General features: G+C 62.3%; 21 protein-coding genes, 1 rRNA gene and 2 pseudogenes. 14 read left to right on the top strand and 10 right to left on the bottom strand.

What is annotated here, in order from left to right; genetic code table 11:
• Window positions 1-167: 167 nt before the first annotated feature.
• Window positions 168-280, top strand: a 5S ribosomal RNA gene (gene rrf / locus AC1RQG_RS09875).
• Window positions 281-408: 128 nt separating this feature from the next.
• Here rrf and AC1RQG_RS09870 read toward each other — a convergent pair.
• The 9 genes and pseudogenes from AC1RQG_RS09870 to AC1RQG_RS09830 all read right to left on the bottom strand — a co-directional run bounded on the left by AC1RQG_RS09870 (window position 409) and on the right by AC1RQG_RS09830 (window position 8796).
• On the bottom strand, window positions 409-753 hold the full coding sequence (locus AC1RQG_RS09870) for a DUF1840 domain-containing protein (protein WP_493130727.1): 345 nt from the start codon (window positions 751-753) through the stop codon (window positions 409-411).
• 161 nt (window positions 754-914) lie between these two features.
• Window positions 915-1460, bottom strand: coding sequence for a hypothetical protein (locus tag AC1RQG_RS09865; RefSeq protein ID WP_493130725.1), 546 nt, complete (start codon window positions 1458-1460; stop codon window positions 915-917).
• Between the two features lie 51 nt (window positions 1461-1511).
• Window positions 1512-2780: pseudogene (locus AC1RQG_RS09860) on the bottom strand (YifB family Mg chelatase-like AAA ATPase); the annotation flags it as partial.
• A 67-nt stretch (window positions 2781-2847) separates the two neighbouring features.
• Complete coding sequence (locus tag AC1RQG_RS09855) at window positions 2848-3252, bottom strand: TetR family transcriptional regulator (protein ID WP_493130724.1); 405 nt, start codon at window positions 3250-3252, stop codon at window positions 2848-2850.
• A complete protein-coding gene (locus AC1RQG_RS09850) occupies window positions 3249-5138 on the bottom strand; it encodes a site-specific integrase (protein WP_493130723.1) in 1890 nt (629 codons plus the stop codon). Before AC1RQG_RS09850 ends, AC1RQG_RS09855 begins: the two co-directional genes overlap by 4 nt.
• The gene (locus AC1RQG_RS09845; protein ID WP_493130721.1) at window positions 5138-6835 is read right to left on the bottom strand and encodes a site-specific integrase; all 1698 of its coding nucleotides are present in this window, start codon (window positions 6833-6835) and stop codon (window positions 5138-5140) included. Before AC1RQG_RS09845 ends, AC1RQG_RS09850 begins: the two co-directional genes overlap by 1 nt.
• 3 nt (window positions 6836-6838) lie before the next feature.
• Window positions 6839-7990: a tyrosine-type recombinase/integrase gene (locus AC1RQG_RS09840; RefSeq protein ID WP_493130719.1), complete on the bottom strand. Its 1152-nt coding sequence runs from the start codon at window positions 7988-7990 to the stop codon at window positions 6839-6841.
• A gap of 191 nt (window positions 7991-8181) precedes the next feature.
• Window positions 8182-8424 (bottom strand): annotated as a pseudogene (locus tag AC1RQG_RS09835) (magnesium chelatase domain-containing protein); the annotation flags it as partial.
• A 126-nt stretch (window positions 8425-8550) separates the two neighbouring features.
• A complete protein-coding gene (locus tag AC1RQG_RS09830) occupies window positions 8551-8796 on the bottom strand; it encodes an accessory factor UbiK family protein (protein WP_493130717.1) in 246 nt (81 codons plus the stop codon).
• A gap of 266 nt (window positions 8797-9062) precedes the next feature.
• On the opposite strand from AC1RQG_RS09830, the gene AC1RQG_RS09825 reads away from it, so the two are divergent.
• The 13 genes from AC1RQG_RS09825 to AC1RQG_RS09765 all read left to right on the top strand — a co-directional run bounded on the left by AC1RQG_RS09825 (window position 9063) and on the right by AC1RQG_RS09765 (window position 21834).
• A complete protein-coding gene (locus tag AC1RQG_RS09825; RefSeq protein WP_493130715.1) occupies window positions 9063-9821 on the top strand; it encodes a TorF family putative porin in 759 nt (252 codons plus the stop codon).
• Between the two features lie 11 nt (window positions 9822-9832).
• On the top strand, window positions 9833-10171 hold the full coding sequence (locus AC1RQG_RS09820; RefSeq protein WP_182154433.1) for a P-II family nitrogen regulator: 339 nt from the start codon (window positions 9833-9835) through the stop codon (window positions 10169-10171).
• 11 nt (window positions 10172-10182) lie between these two features.
• A complete protein-coding gene (locus AC1RQG_RS09815) occupies window positions 10183-11733 on the top strand; it encodes an ammonium transporter (RefSeq protein WP_493130712.1) in 1551 nt (516 codons plus the stop codon).
• A 185-nt stretch (window positions 11734-11918) separates the two neighbouring features.
• A complete protein-coding gene (gene gshA, locus AC1RQG_RS09810; protein ID WP_493130710.1) occupies window positions 11919-13220 on the top strand; it encodes a glutamate--cysteine ligase in 1302 nt (433 codons plus the stop codon).
• Window positions 13221-13296: 76 nt separating this feature from the next.
• Complete coding sequence (gene gshB / locus AC1RQG_RS09805; RefSeq protein WP_493130709.1) at window positions 13297-14244, top strand: glutathione synthase; 948 nt, start codon at window positions 13297-13299, stop codon at window positions 14242-14244.
• 70 nt (window positions 14245-14314) lie between these two features.
• Complete coding sequence (locus AC1RQG_RS09800) at window positions 14315-14722, top strand: PTS sugar transporter subunit IIA (RefSeq protein ID WP_493130708.1); 408 nt, start codon at window positions 14315-14317, stop codon at window positions 14720-14722.
• 83 nt (window positions 14723-14805) lie between these two features.
• Window positions 14806-15075, top strand: coding sequence for an HPr family phosphocarrier protein (locus tag AC1RQG_RS09795; protein ID WP_493130706.1), 270 nt, complete (start codon window positions 14806-14808; stop codon window positions 15073-15075).
• A 44-nt stretch (window positions 15076-15119) separates the two neighbouring features.
• Complete coding sequence (gene ptsP, locus AC1RQG_RS09790) at window positions 15120-16859, top strand: phosphoenolpyruvate--protein phosphotransferase (RefSeq protein ID WP_493130704.1); 1740 nt, start codon at window positions 15120-15122, stop codon at window positions 16857-16859.
• 112 nt (window positions 16860-16971) lie between these two features.
• Window positions 16972-18162 (top strand): homoserine O-succinyltransferase MetX, encoded by a 1191-nt coding sequence (metX, locus tag AC1RQG_RS09785; protein WP_493130702.1) that lies wholly within the window; start codon window positions 16972-16974, stop codon window positions 18160-18162.
• Entirely contained in the window at window positions 18159-18770 is a 612-nt protein-coding gene (metW, locus tag AC1RQG_RS09780; RefSeq protein WP_493130700.1) for a methionine biosynthesis protein MetW, read from the top strand. The genes metX and metW overlap by 4 nt, the downstream gene beginning before the upstream one ends.
• Window positions 18770-20056, top strand: coding sequence for an AmpG family muropeptide MFS transporter (locus AC1RQG_RS09775; RefSeq protein WP_493130699.1), 1287 nt, complete (start codon window positions 18770-18772; stop codon window positions 20054-20056). The genes metW and AC1RQG_RS09775 overlap by 1 nt, the downstream gene beginning before the upstream one ends.
• Entirely contained in the window at window positions 20037-20924 is an 888-nt protein-coding gene (locus tag AC1RQG_RS09770) for a M48 family metallopeptidase (protein ID WP_493130697.1), read from the top strand. The genes AC1RQG_RS09775 and AC1RQG_RS09770 overlap by 20 nt, the downstream gene beginning before the upstream one ends.
• Window position 20925: 1 nt before the next feature.
• Window positions 20926-21834, top strand: coding sequence for a pseudouridine synthase (locus AC1RQG_RS09765; protein WP_493130696.1), 909 nt, complete (start codon window positions 20926-20928; stop codon window positions 21832-21834).
• 52 nt (window positions 21835-21886) lie between these two features.
• On the opposite strand, the gene AC1RQG_RS09760 is transcribed toward AC1RQG_RS09765, so the two are convergent.
• Complete coding sequence (locus AC1RQG_RS09760; protein ID WP_493130694.1) at window positions 21887-22657, bottom strand: exodeoxyribonuclease III; 771 nt, start codon at window positions 22655-22657, stop codon at window positions 21887-21889.
• Between the last annotated feature and the right edge of the window lie 85 nt (window positions 22658-22742).

The raw sequence follows: 22742 nt of genomic DNA, 5'->3' as shown, positions 1-22742 counted from the left end.
TAAGCTAACTGATACTAATTGCCCGTACGGCTTGTCCCTATAACCTTAGCAGGTTGTGGTGAATGAGAAGTGCGTTGGAACGTTCGTTGATACAACTTCATTACCCAAAATTACTTCTTCCAGATTCCGGGTGACGCGCATGAGCGCGCAACCCATACAAGTCAAAGCTTGATGACCATAGCAAGTTGGTCCCACCCCTTCCCATCCCGAACAGGACCGTGAAACAACTCTGCGCCGATGATAGTGCTGCAACCAGTGTGAAAGTAGGTTATCGTCAAGCTAGTTATATGAGAAAACCCCGCCGACTTAATGTTGGCGGGGTTTTTTTTCGTCTTCAGCCAACGCGGACATAAAAAAAGCGCTTCATCACGAAGCGCTTCTTGTTCTGCTTGCCGATGTTGCCGGCACTCAGACTCCCCAGATGATGTCCTGACCTTCTTGCTTGGCATTGCGCAGCATTTCCAACAGGGGGAAGGCCCGCGTCGCAAAGCCGACACGTAAGTGCCGCTTGTTTTCGGGCAGATCTCCACTCTCTTCTTGCTCGGGCGTATGAACCTCGTGCTCCGCATCCACTTCGGGATGCAGTTTGCTCAGCGCGACCTCGTGTTCCAGGACAGATAATGCTTGGGCGGCTTCTGCCGCCGTGATCACCCCGCGGGTGGGATTTTTGTGTAGCAGGTCGAGGATGCGCTGTGCATGTTCCTGATACATCATTACTTCTGGCAACGATTTGGATTTGAATGTGATCAGCATAGGCACTTTCCGAGTCTTGTTGTTTATAACGATAACATGACTTGTCCGTTCGCATACATCGACATCAACGTCCCGACAAACCACTCCCGGTCAGGCAAACATCCGGCGGTGAGGCGGATTTTGCAAGACGATTCATCATAGTTTCTCCCCGCGCCTTATTGTTAGTTTAGTTTAAAGGAGCTCATGAAGGTGTCAACCGTGTCGCGTACGACATTTTTCTCCGCACCCATGATGATCACCTGGTAAATCCGGTTGTCCCTGGCGATGAAATGACCGATCAGCAACGTCGCCTCGCCATTGTGCGCTCCTTTCGCTTCCACTTCCACCAGCGTTTGCTGTCCGGCCAGACTGCCGGTGCCGGAAGAGGTCACGGTGGTCTTGTCCGAGACAATGGCCGCGCCGATATTGTTGACCAGCGCCGTCTTCATGGCAGCGAGCGCCGCCTGCGCCTTGGTGGCGTCGGCCAGCCGGGCGCTGCCGACGGCGAACGACACACCATCGACTTCGGCCGCCGTCATCGTCATGCTCACTTCCTGACCGTCGAGGTTGATGGTGCGGGTCTGGCTGGCCGGTTTGCCGGGGAATAGCACCGCGTACGGCGCATCGTCGCCGCGGTAGTCGCGCCAGTCGTATTTGGGGCTGCACGCGGCCAGCAGGCCCGCTGCCAGCAGCGTCGTCAGGAGGAGGGGGAGGGAGGTTTTTCGCATGTTCCGATGGTAGCAGGGCCGGTGGCGCTGAGGCAATCGCCGGGACCGCCTTCAGTCTGGGCGCAGCGCGCGCCGGTATTGGATGGCCTCGCCAATGTGCTCGTTGCGGATGGTGTCGCTGCCGGCGAGGTCCGCAATGGTGCGCGCCACCCGCAGCACGCGGTGGTAAGCCCGTCCCGACCAGTGAAAATGCTTCATGGCGGTGCGCAGCCGCAGTTCGGAGGCGCGGTCGAGCTTGCAGAAACGGTCGATGTCACGCGTCGTCAGTTGCTGGTTGCTCTTGTTCTGACGTCGCAATTGCCGCTGGTAGGCGCGTTCCACCCTGACCATGATCGCCGCCGACGGTTCGCCGTCGACCTCGGCGGCCAATACTTCCGCCTCCACCGGCCCCACGTCGATCTGCATGTCGATGCGGTCCAGCAGCGGCCCGGAGATGCGGTTCTGGTAACGGCTGATGGCGTCGGGCGGGCAATGGCAGGTGCCGGCCGGATGCCCGAGGTAGCCGCACGGGCACGGGTTCATGGCCGCGATCAGCTGGAATCGGGCCGGGAAATCCGCCTGGCGGGCTGCGCGGGAAATGGTGATGCGGCCCGATTCCATCGGTTCGCGCAGCACTTCCAGCACCCGGTGGTTGAACTCCGGCAATTCGTCGAGGAACAGCACCCCGCAATGGGCCAGCGAAATTTCGCCCGGGCGCGGCACGCTGCCGCCACCCACCAGCGCGATGCCCGACGATGTATGGTGGGGCGCGCGAAATGGCCGCTGTTTCCATTGCTCGGCCCGGAATTCGCCCGTGATCGACTGGACCGTCGCCGCTTCCAGCGCCTCGGCGGCCGTCATCGCCGGCAACAGCCCCGGAAAGCGGTTGGCCAGCATGGTCTTGCCGGCGCCGGGCGGCCCCACCAGCAACACGCTGTGGCAGCCGGCGGCCGCGATTTCCAGCACCCGCTTCGGCACACCCTGTCCCTTGACGTCGGCGAAATCGGGATAGTCGCGGCGGATCTCGGCGATCTGGGCCACATGCCGCGACAATGTGCCGGAGGCATCGCTGGAGGAGAAGTGCGCGCACACCTGCAGCAGCGAGCGCGCCGGATGGATGACGGTGCCATCCGCCAGCGCCGCCTCGTCGGCGTTGGCTTGCGGCAGGATGAACGCCCGCTGGTTGCCCCCGCGCAGCATCGCATAGGACATGGCCAGCGCGCCCCGGATCGGCCGCAACTCGCCCGACAGCGACAGTTCCCCCGCAAATTCGTAGTGGTGCAGCCGGTTGGCCGGAATCTGGTGCGACGCCGCCAGTATGCCCAGCGCCATGGCCAGGTCGATATTTTTGGCGCTTTCTTAACTGTTAACTAGCTATAAGTTACATAGATACAACGGTTTATGACTGTTAACCCTTTTTCGGGCGGATTGCCACGATGTTTCTGTTTTGCTGTGCTGCCCGAAGTGTTTGGTTATCCACATGCAGCATCTCGTTGAGCGTTGCAAGCCGGGCGATATCGGCCTGAAGTTCTTTGATCTCACTACGCAAGTCCGCGTTTTTCTTCCGCTCGGCCTGTAATTCCGAAAATTTCTCTCTTGCACGTGCGGAGGTCGATGCTCCCTGTTTGACGCGAATCTGTTCTGCGATTGCAGGGTAGTGATTGTGAATCAGTGCGGGAGTGACACCCGCTTCCTTCGCCACGGCGGAGATGTTCAGTTTACCGACCCCGCTATGCGCACGGCCGCGCTCAATGCGGAAGATTGCCAGCCGCAAATCCTTTTCCCGTTGATCGGCAGTTTTTCGTGAGTTCATTGAAGTCCTAAGGGCTCGGCAGCAAGTTGCTGCAGGACTGTCGCGCAACGTTGAAGGTCCCGGGCGACCCTTGCGCGTCCGCCGGGGCCGATGTCTGAGGCTTCTTGCAGTTCTGCGAGTTGATCATGAAGCGCGCGGTAAATGGTCGTGTGGTGGCGCCCTATCACGGCGTTTTCGCAGCCGTCGCCGCACCGAGTGCGATCGAGATCGTTGCCTATACACTGATTTTCCTGAGCCGTACACCAAGCGTGTCCATTGCTCCGAATCGGTGTGCTCAATGCGATGGACCGAACCATCGCACCGTGGGATTTGAACATCGTAATACACTCGTCGCGTGAACGCCAGTTCACAAGACTTTGGCCGTAACCACCTGCTAGCGGCTCGTCTTGTTCTAGCCACGAAGAGACAGTCTGGACCTTCAGTTCATCCAATTCGGCCCCGATTTCGAGGAACAGCGACATTTCCTGGGACTCGTTCAGGGCATATCCAAGCGTCATATCCATCGACCAATGCTTGAAGTGCTCACGCAGGTAGCGAAGATCGCCGAACTTGCTCCGGGCAGCGTAGTTGGCAAATTTCCTGCGAAACTGATGTGAGGCTAAGTCCCAAGCAATATCGCAACGATTTGAGAAACGCTTCAATTCAGAGTTCAAGGTGGTGGTTGACATCGTTCGCACCTGATTGCCATTCATCAGGTCCATTGCAACAAACACGGCGCCGACGTGCTCTGTTGCAATGGCAATATTGACATCCATTGGTTCCGCTATGCGGCGGTCTGCGATCTCTTTTACCAGGCGTTGCTGGTATGGTTGCGCCCATCGATCCATGATGCGTAGTGCCGTTACGGCCGCTTCTGGAACGAGCCATTCGGTATCGCCTTCGAACGTCTTAGTAGATCTGGACTTCATCCACCAGAATCTATTGCCTTCGCCGTCTTGCGTGCTGTAGTAGCTGCCGGAGCGCAGATTGGCCAGCTCGTGATTACGGCAGCCGCACAGGCTCGCGATAACGATGTAACTTGCAGTGCGGATCTCGGCAACAAGGCTCTTGAATTCCTTGTAGCCGCCGAAGCCGTGCCGTTGAACCTCCTTCGTCTTCAGGGACGCGATATAGCGTGGATGAAGATCAGACTTTACCGTCTCTAGCCGCTGCAATTCATCACGTAGGTCAAGAATCTCCGGTGCTCTTTCGATGATCGTCCATGCATGCTGAAACAGCGTCGTGAATATCTCATCTGGTATGAGAGGAGTTCGAGATTCGTCATTCGGCCTGCTCCTGCTGTAGCCAGATATGTGATCAGCGGATGAGTCGGGCCATGGGTGCTGAGCTATCGGTTCGTCCGTGTATTGGCTAAGATGAAAAATGTCTTCGACGATTTTGAGATTCTTGTATAAGCCCGGCGCCGACAGAACTTTAGGCGGCCTGTCGCCTATGGTATGGCGCTTTCCCTCTCGAAGGTGCTGAACATAAGAGTTGCAGATGAGCGGAGTGACTTGATTCAGTCTAGTGACACCGATAGAGTTCAGATACTGGAAGAATGACACAATCAGAAAGTGATTGCGTACTTGAGTGCTGGCTCCTGGACGCCTCGAGTCAGCTGTACCGCGACGGATGTAGCGATACATGATCTGTTTCGACATCTGGCGGAAGACCTCAGGTACGCGCTCGAAATCCATCTTTGCTCGTGAACGTTGCGTATTTGTGGTCATACCTTGAGCCCACCATATGTTGTCGCCATAGCTACTTAACACGCGCGCTTTGCCGTCGACCCGAACGATCGAGACGATGAGGCGATCTCGTTCGGATGATTGCAGGTTGCGCACATCGTTCGGTTGCGACAACAACTGCGATGCGTGGTCATCGGCTAATTCAGAGGCGGTACTCATCAGAAGGCTCCAAGAGAAGTAAAATCCGCAATGGATTGCTCACTGCGCCAGAACGGATGGGGGGTGTGTCGAGCGCGCTCACGCTCACGGTTCACGATTTCCTGTTTGAAAACTCCTCGACTTAGACCGGCTTGTACAACGTCGCGGTCAATGAGGCGGACAATGTGACGTAGCTGACTTTTCCACCGACGAGCGTCCATGCGGGAGCGCTCCGCCAAGATGCGCCAGTAAAAGCTAAAGAGGCGATAGAGGTCGTCGCCGGTTACGACATAGTTCTTGCAGCGCAAGCAGTTCAAGAAGCTCATACACACTTCGGCGCGATTCTTTGGCGCATACTCACCGCCTTTGACATCGGAGCACCCGCCAACTGGTGTCTTTTCGGTTGTTCCAATGGTGCCATTAAGCAACTCAGTTGTAAGCACTTCACCGAGAAAGCGCCAATTACCGACAGCCTCCTCACTAGGCTGAAGATAGCTGGTCGCCGTTACGCGCACCGTATTGCCTGCTGCTGCCGCAGTGGCGGCGATGTCGCCGTCGAGAATTTCGTAGACTCGGTTGACGAATGTTTTCCGAAGTCGACTAACGTTGACTCGCATTGGGTTGCCATCGGCGTCCACCAGTTGGTGTTCCTTTACGAGTTTCGTGATGGCGTTCGCCAGCGTGGATTCTTTGAGTGCCGCAACAGCTCCAGGAGATCCCTTTGCTCTGCCGGAACTGCGCATGCGGTAGAGCCACACCCTGTCTTGAATTCCAGCTGGGGCGTCAGCCACCAACGCTTGAGAGAGCTCAATGACTCGACGGACAACGGCCGCAATGGTGGGGCGCAGAGTTGGAACTGATTCAATCTCTGAGGCATCGCTCCTTGATTCGCGAATGGCTACCTTGCTGGTCGAGTGGCCGCGTCGCTTGTATAGCACGAGGAACGAGGTGCCAGACTTTGGATGGGGTCTTAGTGCGTCGCTTCTCATTTCCAATAGGGGTGTAGTGTTTCGACCCGTGTGCAGAGCGATGATGAGTAACGCGTAGCCAAGCAGATCAGCCGTTACGACTACGTCTGGCTCAAACAGTGGAAGCACCGCCTTTCGAATTGCCTGGGCGAAAACCTTACGTTCGACTTTAGAGAGAGGCTTTGCTCCCTTTACAGCCGATTCAGCGCCGGGAAACGGGTTAGTAGGAAACGTGGCGTTGTCGCCACCAACCACTTCAATAATCAGCCCCCGTGCACACAGCGCCTTCAGAACCGCCTTGGTATTGTTATAGCGGGAGCGTCGAGTAACTGGGGAATAATACTCGGCGCTGATTGAACCGATGAAGCCGTCGATAGCGCTTCGATTAATATCCGCAAGCCGTAGGTCGCGGTCGAGTGCCGCTCGCAGCAAGACCATGTACTCAAGGAAATGTCGCATCCCCGCTTGGCAATACGCCAAGATCGTTGAGGCGGATAGATCTGCATCCTGTTTGGCGATAAAACGAAGGATCTGCTGTTGGCATGCATAGGTGATCTCATCTATGCCGCTGCCGTACCAGCGCCCGAAGTCAAAGGTCCAATTCGAGCCCGACATGTCACTGAGCATGACTCGTGTCTCTGCTGGCGGAAATACCTCTGGCGGGATAGTTACCGAGTCAACTTGCCACTCGTGCTCTACTCTCGGGATGCTCAGATCGGTTTTGATGAATATTTTGCGTTTTGGGGACAAGTGTTATTCCTCGCTCCACGAATGGATTTCGTTGTCGTACGTGAGCACGGCATCGTCAGCCATTTCATTGATCAAGTGCAGATAGACCATGGTTGTCTGAATCGACGCGTGGCCAAGCTGTCGTTGCAAGAACACTAGCGGTTCGATGCGGCGGTGCACACGCCGACGCTGCAATGAGACCAAGGTGTGTGTCGCGTAGGTGTGGCGAAGAATGTGTGGATAGGTTTGCAAGCCGACCTTGCAGCCTAGTTTCCGAACGATTGCTTCGATCCCCTTGCCATCTTTCGCGAATGGGCGGCCATACTGGTTCAGGAACAGCGGTGCATGGTGCTCTGGCGAAAGGAACGAGCGCTCGCCGCGGTAGTGGTCAGCGTAGCGCTTTAACCCCTTCATGACCGCCCGCGCAATGTAGATCACCCGAGCCTTCGACCCCTTTGTGCGCATACCCGTGCCGTCGGAAGGATCGAGCGTTATAGAGACGTTGTTTCCCTCGTGCCCGGCTTGATCAGGGTCAAATACGTAGACCAACGGGAAAGTGGCCAACTCTTCACGGCGAAGTCCACTCGAAAGCGCTAGACGAATCAATGTCTTATGGTGGACGTTGGTTGCTGCGCCAAGGAGCATGCGCGCCTGATCCACTGAAAGAAATTTGATGAGGCTTCGATGCGCCCGAGGCATTACAGACTTCGCCTCGACCGAGGCAGCGTGCGAGTCGACGTGTGCTAGGAAACCACGCCCACCGTTTGCTATATGCCGCACTTCGAAAACATAGGGGAGCTTCGAGATCCAATTGCGCCGCACTGCGTACTTGTAAAATTCACAGATGTAGGTTAGTCGCTGCCGGATTGTAGTTCGTTCCAACTTTGCGAAATCAAAGCTGTAGTCACGATAAGCTGCCAAAAGATTCTTGTCCTCACCTCGATCTACATCCATCCACCCCAGTTCGTTCGCTTCGAGAAATCCGAAGTAATCATAGATGGCTCTGCTGATGGGCTCCCACGACTTTTTCGACTCAATCGCACCACGCTGTAGGTAGAAGCGAAAAAACTCGTTGGCCTCCCAGCAACTCGACATGTCTCCGTTGAGCAATATGGGAAAGCCAGGTGCGGACCGGTTGCTGAGTTTGTAGTCAGCGGTTGATTTGATAAGTCGCATTTCAGAGTCCACGAGCCGTAATCAACGACACCGCGTCTTTGAAAGTACGTCGCCACCGCACCAACTGAGAGTTATCCACAGCCAAATGTCGCATCGTTCCTTTCCCAGCTCCCATACTGTTACTTGCCTCCAAGAGACTAACTTATTAATTCAAAAGAAGAATATTTATAACAGAAAAAAGGAGCCATAACGAAGCGGCCCGATTCCTTGGGCAGATCGGCCGGCGCCAGGTTGACCGTGATGCGGTAGGCCGGCATGTCGTAGCCGCTGTTCTGGATCGCGGCGCGCACGCGGTCGCGCGCTTCCTTGACCTCCGTGTCCGGCAGGCCGACGATGGTGAACGAGGGCAGGCCGTTGGCCAGATGCACTTCGACCGCCACTTCCGGCGCCTCCATGCCAGCCAGCGCCCGGCTTTTCAGCACAGCTAAGCTCATCGGTATCCTTGGGGGAGGAAGACGGACTGCTGAAATCGTAGAACGTTATGGCCGGGCGGTATTGAGCTGGCCCAAGGGAAGGGGGCGGGGCGTGGACCGGCGCGAACGGCCGGTCCGGGGGCGGGATTACTTCTCGGCGGTCAAGCGGGCTTCCAGCTCCGCCACGCGCGCCTCCAGCGCCTCCAGCTTGGCGCGCGTCTTGGCCAGCACCTGGGCCTGGATGTCGAACTCTTCGCGGGTGACCAGGTCCAGGCGGGCGAAGCCCTGGGTCATCATCGATTTGACGTTCTTTTCGATATCTTTCGCCGGCGAATTCTCGATCGCCTGGTTGATCTTGCCTTGCAAGTCATTAAAAAAAGTATTCATGTCCATGATAGTCCTTGAGATTGCCGGCGATGCATCGCACCATTGCGGTGCACCCCGGCTTTAAGATGGTGCGCATTCTGTGATAGTTCTCCCGGCCGGCGCGCGCGCAGGGCGCGCCGCCCCGGCAAGCGGCCCACGCTTGCCACTTTCATAGCGATCTTTTACCTGGCGCAAGCTGGCACGCATTCTGCTAAAGACAGGGGGAACGTTTGTTTTTCAGCCTGAATTGTAAACCGCAACCGCCATCCAAGTTCAACCTAAAGGAAATCGTTATGAAATGCCTTACCAAGAAACTGACTCTTGCCGCTGCGTTGACTTTAGCATTCACTTCCCTGGGCGCCAGCGTGGCGCGCGCGGATGAGGCGAAACCCGAGGCCAAACCGGACAATGAAATCACCTACAACGTCGGCCTGGCCAGCGATTACCGCTACCGCGGCATTTCGCAATCGCGTCTGAATCCTGCGTTGCAGGGCGGTGCGGATTATACCCATAACCCGACTGGTTTCTACGCCGGCACCTGGCTGTCGACCATCAAATGGACCAAGGATGCCGGCGGCAGCGGCGATGTCGAGTGGGATATCTACGGCGGCAAGCGCGGCGAAGTGACCAAGGATATTGCCTACGACGTGGGTGGCCTGTACTACTTCTACCCATCCAACGGCCTGCCCACGAACGCCAACACGTTCGAACTGTACGGCCAGCTCAGCGCCGGCCCCTTCTCGCTCAAGTATTCGCATTCGACCACCAACCTGTTCGGCACGGCCGACAGCAAGAACAGCGGCTACCTGGACGCGGCCTTCAACTACGACGTCTATGACGGCTACACCGTGAACCTGCACGTGGGCCACCAGAACGTGAAGAACAATGGCGCCTACAGCTACAGCGACTACAAGATCGGCGTGACCAAGGACTTCGGTTTCGCCACCGTCGCGCTGGCCGCCATCTACGCCGACACGGAGGCGTACGTCGCTCCCAACGGCAAGAACCTGGCCAAGACCGGCGCCGTCCTGACCATCACGAAAACCTTCTAAGCGAGACTGTCATGAAACTGATTACCGCCATCATCAAGCCGTTCAAGCTGGACGAGGTCCGCGAGGCCTTGTCGGCGATTAACGTGCAAGGCATCACCGTCACCGAAGTGAAAGGCTTCGGCCGCCAGAAAGGCCACACCGAGCTCTACCGTGGCGCCGAGTATGTGGTCGATTTCCTGCCCAAGACCAAGATCGAAGCGGCCGTCGACGACGCCATCGTCGACCAGGCGATCGAGGCCATCGAGGGCGCTGCCCGCACCGGCAAGATCGGTGACGGTAAGATTTTTGTGTACAACCTGGAACAGGTGATCCGTATCCGTACCGGCGAAACCGGCAACGACGCTCTCTAAGGGGAAGATTGATGAAAAAAACGATAACAACCTGGCTGGCCGGATTCACCGTGCTGTTCGCCCTGGGCGCCGCACTGCCGGCCGTGGCCGCCGACGAGACGCCTGCCGCGGCCGCCGCCTCGGCGCCGGCCGCCAGCGCACCGGCCGCCGCCCCCGCGCCGGTTGCCGCCCCTGCGGCCGCCGCAGCGCCAGCGGCAGCCGAACCTGCGGCCGCCGCCGCCGCGCCGGCCCCCACCCCCAACAAGGGCGACACGGCCTGGATGATGACGTCCACCCTGCTCGTGATCATGATGAGCATCCCCGGCCTGGCCCTGTTCTACGGCGGCCTGGTCCGCACCAAGAACATGCTGTCCATCCTGCTGCAAGTGTTCACGATCTTCTCGCTGATCATCGTGCTGTGGTGCGTGTTCGGCTACTCGCTGGCCTTCACGGAAGGCAATGCCTTCTTCGGCAAATTCGACCGCCTGTTCCTGAACGGCATCTGGGACCCGGTCAAAGCCACGTTCTCGACCGCCGCCACCTTCAGCAAAGGCGTGGTGCTCAATGAATTCGTGTACGTCGCCTTCCAGGGCACGTTCGCCGCCATCACCTGCGGCCTGATCATCGGCGCCTTCGCCGAGCGCGCCAAGTTCAAGGCCGTGCTGGCGTTCGTCGTGCTGTGGTTCGTGTTCGCCTACCTGCCGATCGCCCACATGGTCTGGTTCTGGACCGGCCCGGACGCGATCAAGGACGCCGCCACCCTGGCCACCGAATCGGCCAAGGCCGGCTGGCTGTGGCAGAAGGGCGCGCTCGACTTCGCCGGCGGCACCGTGGTGCACATCAACGCCGCCGTGGCCGGCCTGGTCGGCGCCTTCATGATCGGCAAGCGCGTCGGTTATGGCCGTGAATCGATGGCCCCGCACTCGCTGACCATGACCATGATCGGCGCCTCGCTGCTGTGGGTGGGCTGGTTCGGTTTCAATGCCGGTTCCGCACTGGAATCGGGCGACGTGGCCGCGCTGGCCTTCGTCAACACCCTGCTGGCCACGGCCGCCGCCGCCATGTCCTGGCTGTTCGGCGAGTGGATCCACAAGGGCAAGCCCTCCATGCTGGGCGCCGCCTCGGGCGCCGTGGCCGGCCTGGTGGCCATCACCCCGGCCTGCGGTTTCGTCGGCCCGATGGGCGCGCTGATCATGGGCCTGCTGGCCGGTGTGGTCTGCCTGTGGGGCGTGAACGGCCTGAAGCGCCTGATCGGCGCCGACGACTCGCTCGACGTGTTCGGCGTGCACGGCGTGGGCGGCATCATGGGCGCCCTGCTGACCGGCGTGTTCGCCGCGCCATCGCTGGGCGGCCAGGGCATCTTCGACTACGTCACCAACAAGATGTCGACCGACGCCTACTCGATCGTCGGCCAGGTGACCACCCAGGCCACGGCCGTCGGCACCACCATCCTGTGGTCGGGCGTGGTCTCGTTCGTCGCCTACAAGCTGGTCGACATCGTCATCGGTCTGCGCGTGCCGGAAGAAGAGGAACGCGAAGGCCTGGACATCACCAGCCACGGCGAATCGGCCTACCACAACTGATCCGTCGCACCGCATACGGCCCGCCGCTGGCTGGCCGCACCAGGGCGCCTCCGCAAGGGGCGCCTTTTTTCGTTATTGGGGGTTTAAAAAGGCAACATTGCCCCGATTTGGTATATTTGCACGGTAATATAGGCGGTTCAGTGTGCCTGGAGGGTCGTCCTCCCGCATCAATTAAGGAAGTGATCATGGTTCCCCATCTCGTTACGGCCCTGACCGGACCGCTGCTAGATCTAGAAGAAAAAATCCTGGCCGCCACGCCGGCCATCGAGCGCTGGTTCCGTCTCGAATGGCAGGAGCACACGCCGCCGTTCTATTGCTCGGTCGATTTGCGCAACGCCGGCTACAAGCTGGCGCCGGTCGACACCAACCTGTTCCCCGGCGGCTTCAACAACCTGGCCACCGAGATGCTGCCGCTGTCCGTGCAGGCCGCCATGGCCGCCATCGACAAATACTGCCCGGACGCCCGCAACCTGCTGCTGATCCCCGAGGTGAAGGCGCGCAGCCCCCACTACTGGCAGAACGTGGCGCGCCTGATGCAGATCTTCCGCCAGACCGGCCTGCACGTGCGGCTCGGCTCGCTGTCGCCGGAGGTCACGCAGCCGACCCCGCTGGCCCTGCCCGACGGCAACATGCTGGTGGTCGAGCCGCTCGTGCGTTCGCCCAACGGCCGCCGTCTGGGCCTGAAGGATTTCGATCCCTGCACCATCCTGCTCAACAACGACCTGTCGGCCGGCATCCCGGACATCCTGCAGAACATCCATGAGCAAAGCCTGCTGCCGCCGCTGCACGCGGGCTGGGCGGTGCGCCGCAAGAGCAACCACTTCGACGCCTACGACGAGGTGGCCAAGAAGTTCGGCAAGCTGATCGGCGTCGATCCGTGGATGCTCAACCCCTTCCACGCCAAGTGCGGCCAGGTGAACTTCCAGACCGGCGAGGGCGAGGATTGCCTGATCGCCAACATCGACACGCTGCTGGCCAAGATCAAGAAGAAGTACAAGGAATACGGCATGAAGGATCAGAAGCCGTTCGTGATCGTCAAGCCCGACGCCGGCACCTACGGCACCGGCATCCTGACCATCAAGGACTCGGCCGAGATCAAGCAGCTGACGCCGCAGCAGCGCGAGCGCCTGGCCATCGTCAAGGACGGCAAGGCCGTCACCGACATCATCATCCAGGAAGGCGTGCCCACCTTCGAGAGCATCAAGGACGCCGTGGCCGAGCCGGTGGTGTACATGATAGACCGCTACGTGGTGGGCGGCTTCTACCGCGTGCACGGCCAGAAGGGCGTGGACCAGAACCTGAACGCGCCCGGCTCGGAATACGTGCCGCTGGCGTTCGCCCAGCAGCACGCCGTGCCCGACCTGAAGGCCAAGCCCGGCACGGCCGCGCCCAACCGCTTCTACGTGTACGGCGTGGTGGCGCGGCTGGCGCTGCTGGCCGCCTCGCTGGAGATGGAGCGCACCGACCCCAATCCGGAAGTGTATTGACCGGGGTGTGACCCCGGCCCGCACGGCCGGGGCCACTGTCGGCTAAAATCAGGCATTACCCCGAATGGATACACCCATGAAAATCGCATTCCTCGCCGATCCGCTGGCCGGTTTCAAGACCTACAAGGATTCGACCTACGCCATGATGGTGGAGGCGGCCGCGCGCGGCCACGCCGTCTACGCGTTCGAGCAGAAGGACATGGCGCTCGACGGCGGCATCGTGTACGCCAACGCGGCCCGCGTCCTGCTCACCGGTGACGCCCACGACTGGTACCGGCTGGAGCCGCACCACGAGGCCGCCCTGACCGAGTTCGACGCCGTCGTCCAGCGCAAGGACCCGCCGTTCGACATGGAGTACATCTACGGCACCTATCTGCTGGAGCTGGCCGAGCGCCAGGGCGCGCGCGTGTTCAACCGGCCCGACGCGATCCGCAACCACAATGAGAAGCTGGCCATCGCCCAGTTCAGCCAGTTCACGGCGCCGACCCTGGTCACGTCCAGCGAGGCCCGGTTGCGCGGGTTCCAGGCCCACCACGGCGACGTGATCCTCAAGCCGCTCGACGGCATGGGCGGCGCCGGCGTGTTCCGGGTCCAGGCCGACGGCATGAACCTCGGCTCCATCATCGAGACGCTGACCGACAACGGCCGCCGCACCATCATGGCGCAGCGCTACATCCCCGAGATCGTGAACGGCGACAAGCGCATCCTCGTCATCAACGGCAAGCCGGTACCATACGCGCTGGCGCGCATCCCGCAGGCCGGCGAGGTGCGCGGCAACCTGGCCGCCGGCGGCACCGGCGTGGCCCGGCCGCTGAGCGCGCGCGACCGCGAGATCGCCGAGACGCTGGGCCCCGTGTTGGCCAGCCGCGGCCTGTTGCTGGTAGGATTGGATGTGATCGGCGATTACCTGACCGAAGTGAACGTCACCAGCCCCACCTGCTTCCAGGAGATCACCCAGCAGACCGGCTTCAACGTGGCGGCCATGTTCATCGACGCGGTGGAGCAGGGCGCGGCGCAGGCATGACGTCCCGAATTGAAAAAAAATTACACGGCGCGCGTTGTAAAGCGGCGCCGTTCACTGGCGGTTTAAACTTATGGTAGGCATACTGCTTATGACCCACGCGCCGCTGGGGCAGGCGTTCATCGCTGCCTGCGCCCACGTTTTTCGCGGTCCGACGGAACGGCTGGAGGCGATCGACGTGGTGGCGGACCAGGACCTGACGGAAGTGCAGGCGCTGGCGGCGGCGGCCATCGCCCGGCTCGACGAGGGCGACGGCGTGCTGGTGATCACCGACATCAAGGGCGGCACCCCGGCCAACTGCTGCAACAAGCTGGCCGACGCCGGCCGGGTGGAGGTGATCGCGGGCATCAGCCTGCCGATGCTGCTGCGGGCCATCACCTACCGGCGCGACACGCTCGACGTGGTGGTGGAAATGGCCCTGGCCGGCGCGCAAAGCGGCGCCGTGCGGGTCGACAACCGGATCCGGCTGGGCCCCGCCTAGCCGCTCCGGGTTTTAAGTGGCCGCCACTGTGGCTGATGGCGGCCTTGTTTGCAGTGCGCATTCCTGATTGAGAATAGAAAAATATGATTCAACAAGAACTTGAGATTATCAACAAGCTTGGTTTGCATGCGCGTGCTTCCGCCAAATTCACCCAACTGGCAGCAAAATTTCAAAGCGACGTCTGGCTGACCCGCAATGCCCGCCGCATCAACGCCAAGTCCATCATGGGCGTGATGATGCTGGCCGCCGGCAAAGGCGCCAAGGTGACGCTGGAGGCCGATGGCGCAGACGAACAGGAATGCATCGCGGCGCTGAGCGCGCTGGTCAACGACAAGTTCGGCGAAGGCGAGTAATGCTCGCGCAAGCCGGCCGTCCACGTATCCCGACAGGTTCATCCATGGCATCCTTCACGCTACATGGCATTCCCGTATCGCGCGGCATCGCGATCGGCCGGGCCCACCTGCTGGCGGCGGCCGCGCTCGAAGTCAAGCACTACCTGGTGGCCGAGGAGCATCTGGAGGCCGAGGTGCAGCGCCTGCAGCAGGCGCTGGTGGCCGTGCACAAGGAACTGCAGACGCTGTGGCTGGACCTGCCCAAGGACGCGCCCACGGAGCTGGGCGCCTTCATCGACGTGCACGCGCTGATCCTGTCGGACCCCATGATCTCGGAGGCGCCGCTCGACATCATCCGCAACCGCCACTACAACGCCGAGTGGGCGCTGCTGACCCAGATCGACGAGTTGTCGGCCCAGTTCGACGAGATCGAGGACCCCTACCTGCGCGAGCGCAAGGCCGACATCCAGCAGGTGGCCGAGCGCGTGCTCAAGGTGCTGATGGGCAGCGCCCAGCCGCTGGCGGCCGTCGACGCCGACGGCTACCAGGCCCAGATGATCGTGGTGGCGCACGACATCTCGCCGGCCGACATGCTGCAGTTCCGCGACCGCTCGTTCATCGGCTTCGTCACCGACGTGGGCGGCCAGAACTCGCACACGGCCATCGTGGCGCGCAGCCTCGACATCCCGGCCGCCGTCGGCATGTCGCAGGCCTCCACGCTGGTCGAGCAGGACGACTGGATCATCATCGACGGCGACGCCGGGGTGGTGATCGTCAACCCCAGCGCGCTGGTGCTGGAGCAGTACCGCGAGCGCCAGAACGCCCTGCAGCGGGCGCGCAAGAAGCTCAACAAGCTCAAGAAGACCCCGGCCGTCACCAAGGACGGCACCGCCATCACGCTGCTGGCCAACATCGAGCTGCCCGACGACTGCGCGGCCGCCATGGAGGCCGGCGCCAACGGCGTGGGCCTGTTCCGCTCCGAATTCCTGTTCATGGGCCGCAACAGCCGCATCCCGTCCGAGGACGAGCAGTTCGAGCAGTACAAGCGGGCCGTGGTGGCCATGAAGGGCCGCCCGGTCACCATCCGCACGCTCGACATCGGCGCCGACAAGCCGCTCGACCAGACCGAGCACACGGCCCTGAACCCGGCGCTGGGCCTGCGCGCCATCCGCTACTGCCTGGCCGAGCCGCAGCTGTTCCTGACCCAGTTGCGCGCCATCCTGCGCGCCTCCGCGTTCGGCAAGGTGCGCATCCTGATCCCCATGCTGGCGCACGCGTTCGAGATCGACCAGTCGCTGGCCATGATCGCCCAGGCCAAGGCCGAATTGCGCGAGGAGGGCGTCAAGTTCGACGAGACGGTGCAGGTGGGCGCCATGATCGAGATCCCGGCCGCCGCGCTGGCGCTGCCGATGTTCGTCAAGCGCATGGACTTCCTGTCGATCGGCACCAATGACCTGATCCAGTACACGCTGGCCATCGACCGGGTTGATTATGAGGTGGCGCACCTTTACAATCCCCTCCATCCGGCGGTGCTGCAGCTGATCGCCATGACCATCGCGGCCGGCAACAAGGCCGGCATCGACGTGGCCGTGTGCGGCGAGATGGCGGGCGACGCCAAGCTCACGCGCCTGCTGCTGGGCATGGGGCTGCGCGAGTTCTCCATGCACCCGGCGCAGCTGTTGTCGGTCAAGCAGGAGATCCTGAACAGCGACCTGGCGCGCCTGGCGCCCCAGACGCGCAAGATCATGCGGTCGATGGAACCGGACGCCATCGCCGACGCGGTCCAGCAATTGCAGCTGATGTAACCATCATCGCGGTACAATCTCGGCATTGCTGGCAAGCCTGCGGAACCCACCCTCGCGGTTCCGCATTGATTATCTGGCCCGTGGGGCCGCCCCCTAAACAAGCAAACAACACATGCCATCCATTGGATACGTGTCGCCGCAGACCATGCATTTTCCGCAGCCGCTGGCGCTGCAGAGCGGCGCCACGCTGCAAGACTACACGCTGATGTATGAAACCTACGGCACCCTGAACGACGACAAGTCGAACGCGGTGCTGGTCTGCCACGCCCTGAACGCCTCGCACCACGTGGCCGGCGAATACGAGGGCAAGCCGAAAAGCACCGGCTGGTGGGACAACATGGTGGGGCCGGGCAAGCCGCTCGACACCGACAAGTTCTTCGTCATCGGCATCAACAACCTCGGCTCCTGCTTCGGTTCCACCGGCCCCATGCACACCAACCCGGCCACCGGCAAGCCCTATGGCGCCGCCTTCCCCGTGGTGACGGTGGAGGACTGGGTGGCCTCGCAGGCGCTGCTGGCCGACCGGCTGGGCATCCAGCAGTTCGCCGCCGTCATGGGCGGCTCGCTGGGCGGCATGCAGGCGCTGGCCTGGAGCATCATGTACCCGGACCGGCTGCGCAACTGCGTGGTGATCGCCTCCACGCCCAAGCTGTCGGCCCAGAACATCGCCTTCAACGACGTGGCGCGCCAGGCCATCCTGTCGGACCCGGACTACCATGGCGGCGACTTCTACGAGCACGGCGTGGTGCCGCGCAACGGCCTGCGCGTGGCGCGCATGGTCGGCCACATCACCTACCTGTCGGACGACGACATGGCCGAGAAGTTCGGCCGCAAGCTGCGCGACGTGTCCAGCAATGGCGACGGCAACTACAAGTTCGGCTTCGGCGTCGATTTCGAGATCGAGTCCTACCTGCGCTACCAGGGCGACAAGTTCAGCGAATACTTCGACGCCAACACCTACCTGCTGATCACCAAGGCGCTCGACTACTTCGACCCGGCGCGCATCCACGGCGGCGACCTGGCCAAAACGCTGGCCGGCACCAAGGCCAAATTCCTGCTGGCGTCGTTCACCACCGACTGGCGCTTCTCGCCCGCGCGCAGCCAGGAGATCGTGCAGGCGCTGGTGCGCAACCGCCGCCCCGTCACCTACGCCGAGATCGACGCGCCGCACGGCCACGACGCCTTCCTGCTGGAGGACCCGCGCTACATGAACCTGGTGCGCGCCTACTACGAGCAGGTGTGGAAAGAGCTGGGCGCGCGCGCGCAGGCGGCGCCCGCCGGCAGCAAGAAGGAGTACGCATGAATTTTGAACAGTTAAGCAGCGCCCGTCCCGACCTCGCCTTCATCGCCCACTGGGTGCCCAAGCAGTCGCACGTGCTGGACGTGGGCTGCGGCGACGGCGTCATGCTCGACTACCTGCAGACCGACCGCCAGTGCAGCGGCTACGGCATCGAGATCGCCGACGACAAGGTGCTCGACAGCACCCGGCGCGGCGTGTGCGTGATCCAGCAGGACATGGAAAAGGGCCTGGGCCTGTTCGCCGACAATTCCTTCGACACGGTGCTGTGCCTGTCGTCGCTGCAGATGATGAAGCACGTGGAACCGCTGCTGCGCGACATCGTGCGGGTCGGGCGCGAGGCGATCGTCTCGTTCCCCAACTTCGCCTACTGGCCGCACCGGGTGGCGCTGCTCAAGGGCCGCATGCCCGTCTCCAAGTCGCTGCCCTACCAGTGGTACGACACGCCCAACGTGCGCTGCGCCACCATCAACGACTTCCGCGAACTGGCCGAGGAGTGCGGGCTGGAGGTGCTCGAATGCGTGGCGCTGGCCGCCGGTGAGCAGGTGTCCGTGCTGCCCAACCTGCGCGGCGACCTGGCCGTGTTCCGGCTGCGGAAAAAGGCGCTGGCCTGATGGCGGCGCCGGAGCCCGTGGCACCCCAGCCGGCCGCACCCGCGACCGGCTGGCGCACTTACCTGAATGGCCGAACCGTGGCCATTTTGTTCCTGGGCTTCAGCTCCGGCCTGCCGCTGTACACGCTGATCTACCTGATGCAGGCCTGGCTGGCCACGTCGGGCCTGGACGTGAAGGCGCTCGGCCTGTTCGCGCTGGTCACGTCGCCGTACACCTTCAAATTCCTGTGGGCGCCGTTCATGGACCGCTACAGCCTCGGCCCGCTGGGCCGGCGCCGTGGCTGGATGGCGCTGACCCAGCTGCTGCTGTTCCTGACCATGGGCGCCATGGGCATGCTGGACCCGAAAACCCAGCTGGGCCTGATCGCCGTGTTCGTGGCCGGCGTGGCCTTCCTGTCGGCCAGCCAGGACGTGGTGATCGACGCGTTCCGGCGCGAGTCGCTGAGCGACGCCGAGCAGGGCCTGGGCGCGGCCGTCATCGTCAACGCCTACAAGGCGGCCAGCCTGATCCCCAGCGCGCTGGGGCTGGTGCTGGCCGACAGCATGCCGTGGCAGACCGTGTTCTGGATCGTGGCCGCCTTCATGCTGCCGGGGCTGGCCTGCACGCTGCTGGTCAAGGAGCCGGCCGTGTACGGCGAACCGCCGCGCAACATGCAGCAGGCCATCGTGCTGCCGTTCCGCGAATTCGTGCGGCGCGACGGCTGGAGCAAGGCGTTCATGATCGTCGCCTTCGTGCTGCTGTACAAACTGGGCGACAGCATGGCCACGGCCTTGTCGACCAAGTTCTTCCTCGATCTCGGCTTCACCACCAGGCAGATCGGCCTGGCGGCCAACGCCACCGGCTGGTGGGCCAGTCTGGCCGGCGGTGTGGTGGGCGGGGTGTGGATGGTCAAACTCGGCATCAACCGCGCCTTGTGGGTGTTCGGCGTGCTGCAGGCGCTGGCCATCCTGGGCTTCGCGTGGCTGGCGCAGGTGGGGCCGCAGCCCGTGCTGCTGAGCGGCGTGTACGGCTTCGAGGCGTTCGCCAGCACGGGGCTGGGCGCGGCCGCGCTGGTGGCGTTTATATCGCGCTCGACCGATCCGCGTTACACTGCCACCCAATACGCGCTGTTTTCCAGCCTCGCCGCTGTGCCGCGCACCTTTATCAATTCCTCGGTCGGCTTCATCGTGGCCGAAACGGGCTGGTTCACGTTCTTTATCGTGTGCTTCGTCCTTGCATTTCCTGCCATGATGATGCTGCCGAAAATCGCACCATGGAATGCACCACATGAACACCCTCAAACGTAGCGCACTGGCGCTGGCGCTGGTGGCCGGACTGGCCGCCGCGCCGATGGCATCGACGCAAAATTATTCGGACGGCATCCCCGTCAAGCCGATGTCGAAGTTCCGCAATTTCGAAGACCAGCAACAGGTCGACCAGCAGTCGCGCCAGCAGTACGCCCAGTTGCTGGGCCAGGCGCAGCAGAAGCAGGCGCTGATGCCGGACAACCACCCGCAGGTGATCCGCCTGCGCGCCATCGCGCGCCGCCTGATCCCGTTCACCACGCGCTGGAATCCGCAGGCGGCCAACTGGAAGTGGGAGGTCAACCTGCTCAATTCCGGCACCGTGAACGCGTTCTGCATGCCGGGCGGGCGCATCGCCTTCTACAGCGGCATCCTCACCAAGCTCAACCTGACGGACGACGAAGTGGCGATCGTGATGGGCCACGAGATCGGCCACGCGCTGCGCGAGCATGGCCGTGAGCAGGCCGGCAAGGCCACCACGGCCAACCTGTTCGGCCGCGTGGCCAGCATCGGCCTGTCGGCCTGGCTGGGCGTGGACCAGCGCCTGACGGACGCCGGCGCCAACGCCGTCACGCAACTGGCCGTGCTCAAGTTCTCGCGCGAGGACGAGAGCGAGGCCGACGACGTGGGCCTGGACCTGGCCGCGCGCGCCGGTTACGACCCGCGCGCGGGCGTGGCCTTGTGGACCAAGATGGGCCAGCTCAACCAGGGCCAGCCGCTCGAATTCCTGTCCACCCACCCGAGCGGCAATTCGCGCATCGACGACATGAACCGCAACATGCCGCTGGTGCTGCCGGTGTTCGCGCGCGCGCGCGGGCTGGACCCGAACGCGCTGCCGCCGTACCACTCGATGGCCATCAGCCGGCGCTGACATGGCGGCCAATGCACACAAGCACGGCAAGCCGCCGCTGCCCATGCGCGACGGCGTCATGCCCAGCTATTTGTGGCTGCAGGGCGGCGACTGGCCGGACATGCTGACCTTCATGGCCGAGCGTTTTCCGGCCGTGACGAAAGAGGACTGGCGCACGCGCATGGAGAAGGGCGGGGTGGTGGACGCCAGCGGCACGCCGCTGCTGCCGCACAGCCCTTACCGGCGCGGCATCCGCATCTTCTACTACCGCGAGCTCGATGTGGAGACGCCGATCCCGTTCCACGAGGAGATCCTGTTCCAGGACGACGACCTGCTGGTGGTGGACAAGCCGCACTTCGTGCCCATGATCCCGACCGGGCGCTTCCTGCATGAATCGCTGCTGGTGCGGTTGAAGAAGAAGCTGGGCATGGAGGAGCTCACGCCCATCCACCGGCTCGACCGCGAGACGGCCGGGGTGGTGATCTTCTCGTGCCGCCAGGTCACGCGCGGCGCCTACCAGTCGCTGTTCCAGAAGCGCGCCATCGCCAAGGAGTACGAGGCGCTGGCCGCGCCGCTGGAAGGCCGCACTTTCCCGTTCACCTACCGCAGCCGCATGGTCGATGGCGAGAAATTCTTCGTGATGAAGGAGGAGCCGGGCGAGCCCAATTCGGAAACCGTGATCGACGTGATCGAACACCGGGCCGATGCCACGCTGTACCGCCTGCGGCCGCACACGGGCCGCAAGCACCAGCTGCGCGTGCACATGGCGGCGCTGGGCGTGCCCATCGTCAACGACGCGTTCTACCCGGTGGCGCTGCCGTGCAAGCAGGACGACGTGTCGCAGCCGTTGAAACTGCTGGCGCGCGCGATCGCCTTCGACGACCCGTTCACGGGCGAGCGGCGCCAGTTCTTCAGCCGGCGCACGTTGTAGGCGCCGCCGCCGGGGCATGGCGTAGGGCGCGCGGGAGGGGCAGGGTGGCCGTTCAGGCCGTGTATTCGATGGTCAGCGGGGCGTGGTCGGAGAAGCGCTCATCCTTGTAGATGGCCACCGCGCGCGCCTGCGCCGCGATGCCGGGCGTGGCCACGTGGTAGTCGATGCGCCACCCCACGTTCTTGGCCCAGGCCTGGCCACGGTTGCTCCACCACGTGTACTGCTCCTCGCGCTTGTCGAGGCCGCGGTGCACGTCCACATAGCCCACCTCGTCGAAGATGCGGGTCATCCAGGCCCGTTCCTCGGGCAGGAAGCCGGAGTTCTTCTTGTTGCCCTTCCAGTTCTTCAAGTCGATCTCGTGGTGGGCGATGTTCCAGTCGCCGCAGATCACCACCTCGCGGCCCTCGGCGCGCAGCGCAGCCAGGTGCGGCAGGAACAGGTCCATGAAGCGGAACTTCGCCTCCTGGCGCTCGGGCCCGGACGAGCCGGACGGGCAGTAGACGGAGATGATGGTCAGCTGGCCGAAGTCGCAGCGCACGTAGCGGCCCTCGGCGTCGAATTCGGGGCTGCCGAAGCCGATCAGCACGCGGTCCGGTTGCAGCTTGCTATAGACGCCGGTGCCGGAATAGCCCTTTTTCTCGGCGTAGTGGAAGTGGCCGTGGTAGCCGCCCGGGTTGAGGAATTCGGGCGTCATGTCGGCCTGCTGGGCCTTGAGTTCCTGGACGCAGACGAAATCGGCGTCCTGCGCGGCCATCCAGGTGAAGAAGCCCTTGGAGGCGGCGGAACGGATGCCGTTCAGATTGGCGGAGATGATTTTTGGCATGGCGGTACGTGGCGTGGCGGGCGGTGCCCGAGGGGAAAAGTCGCCAGTGTAGCGTGTTTTGCGCGGCCCCGTCCGCGCCGGCGGG

The organism is Rugamonas sp. GW822-FHT03B10 (assembly GCF_058801745.1).
This window is presented reverse-complemented; position numbering and strand designations above follow the sequence as displayed.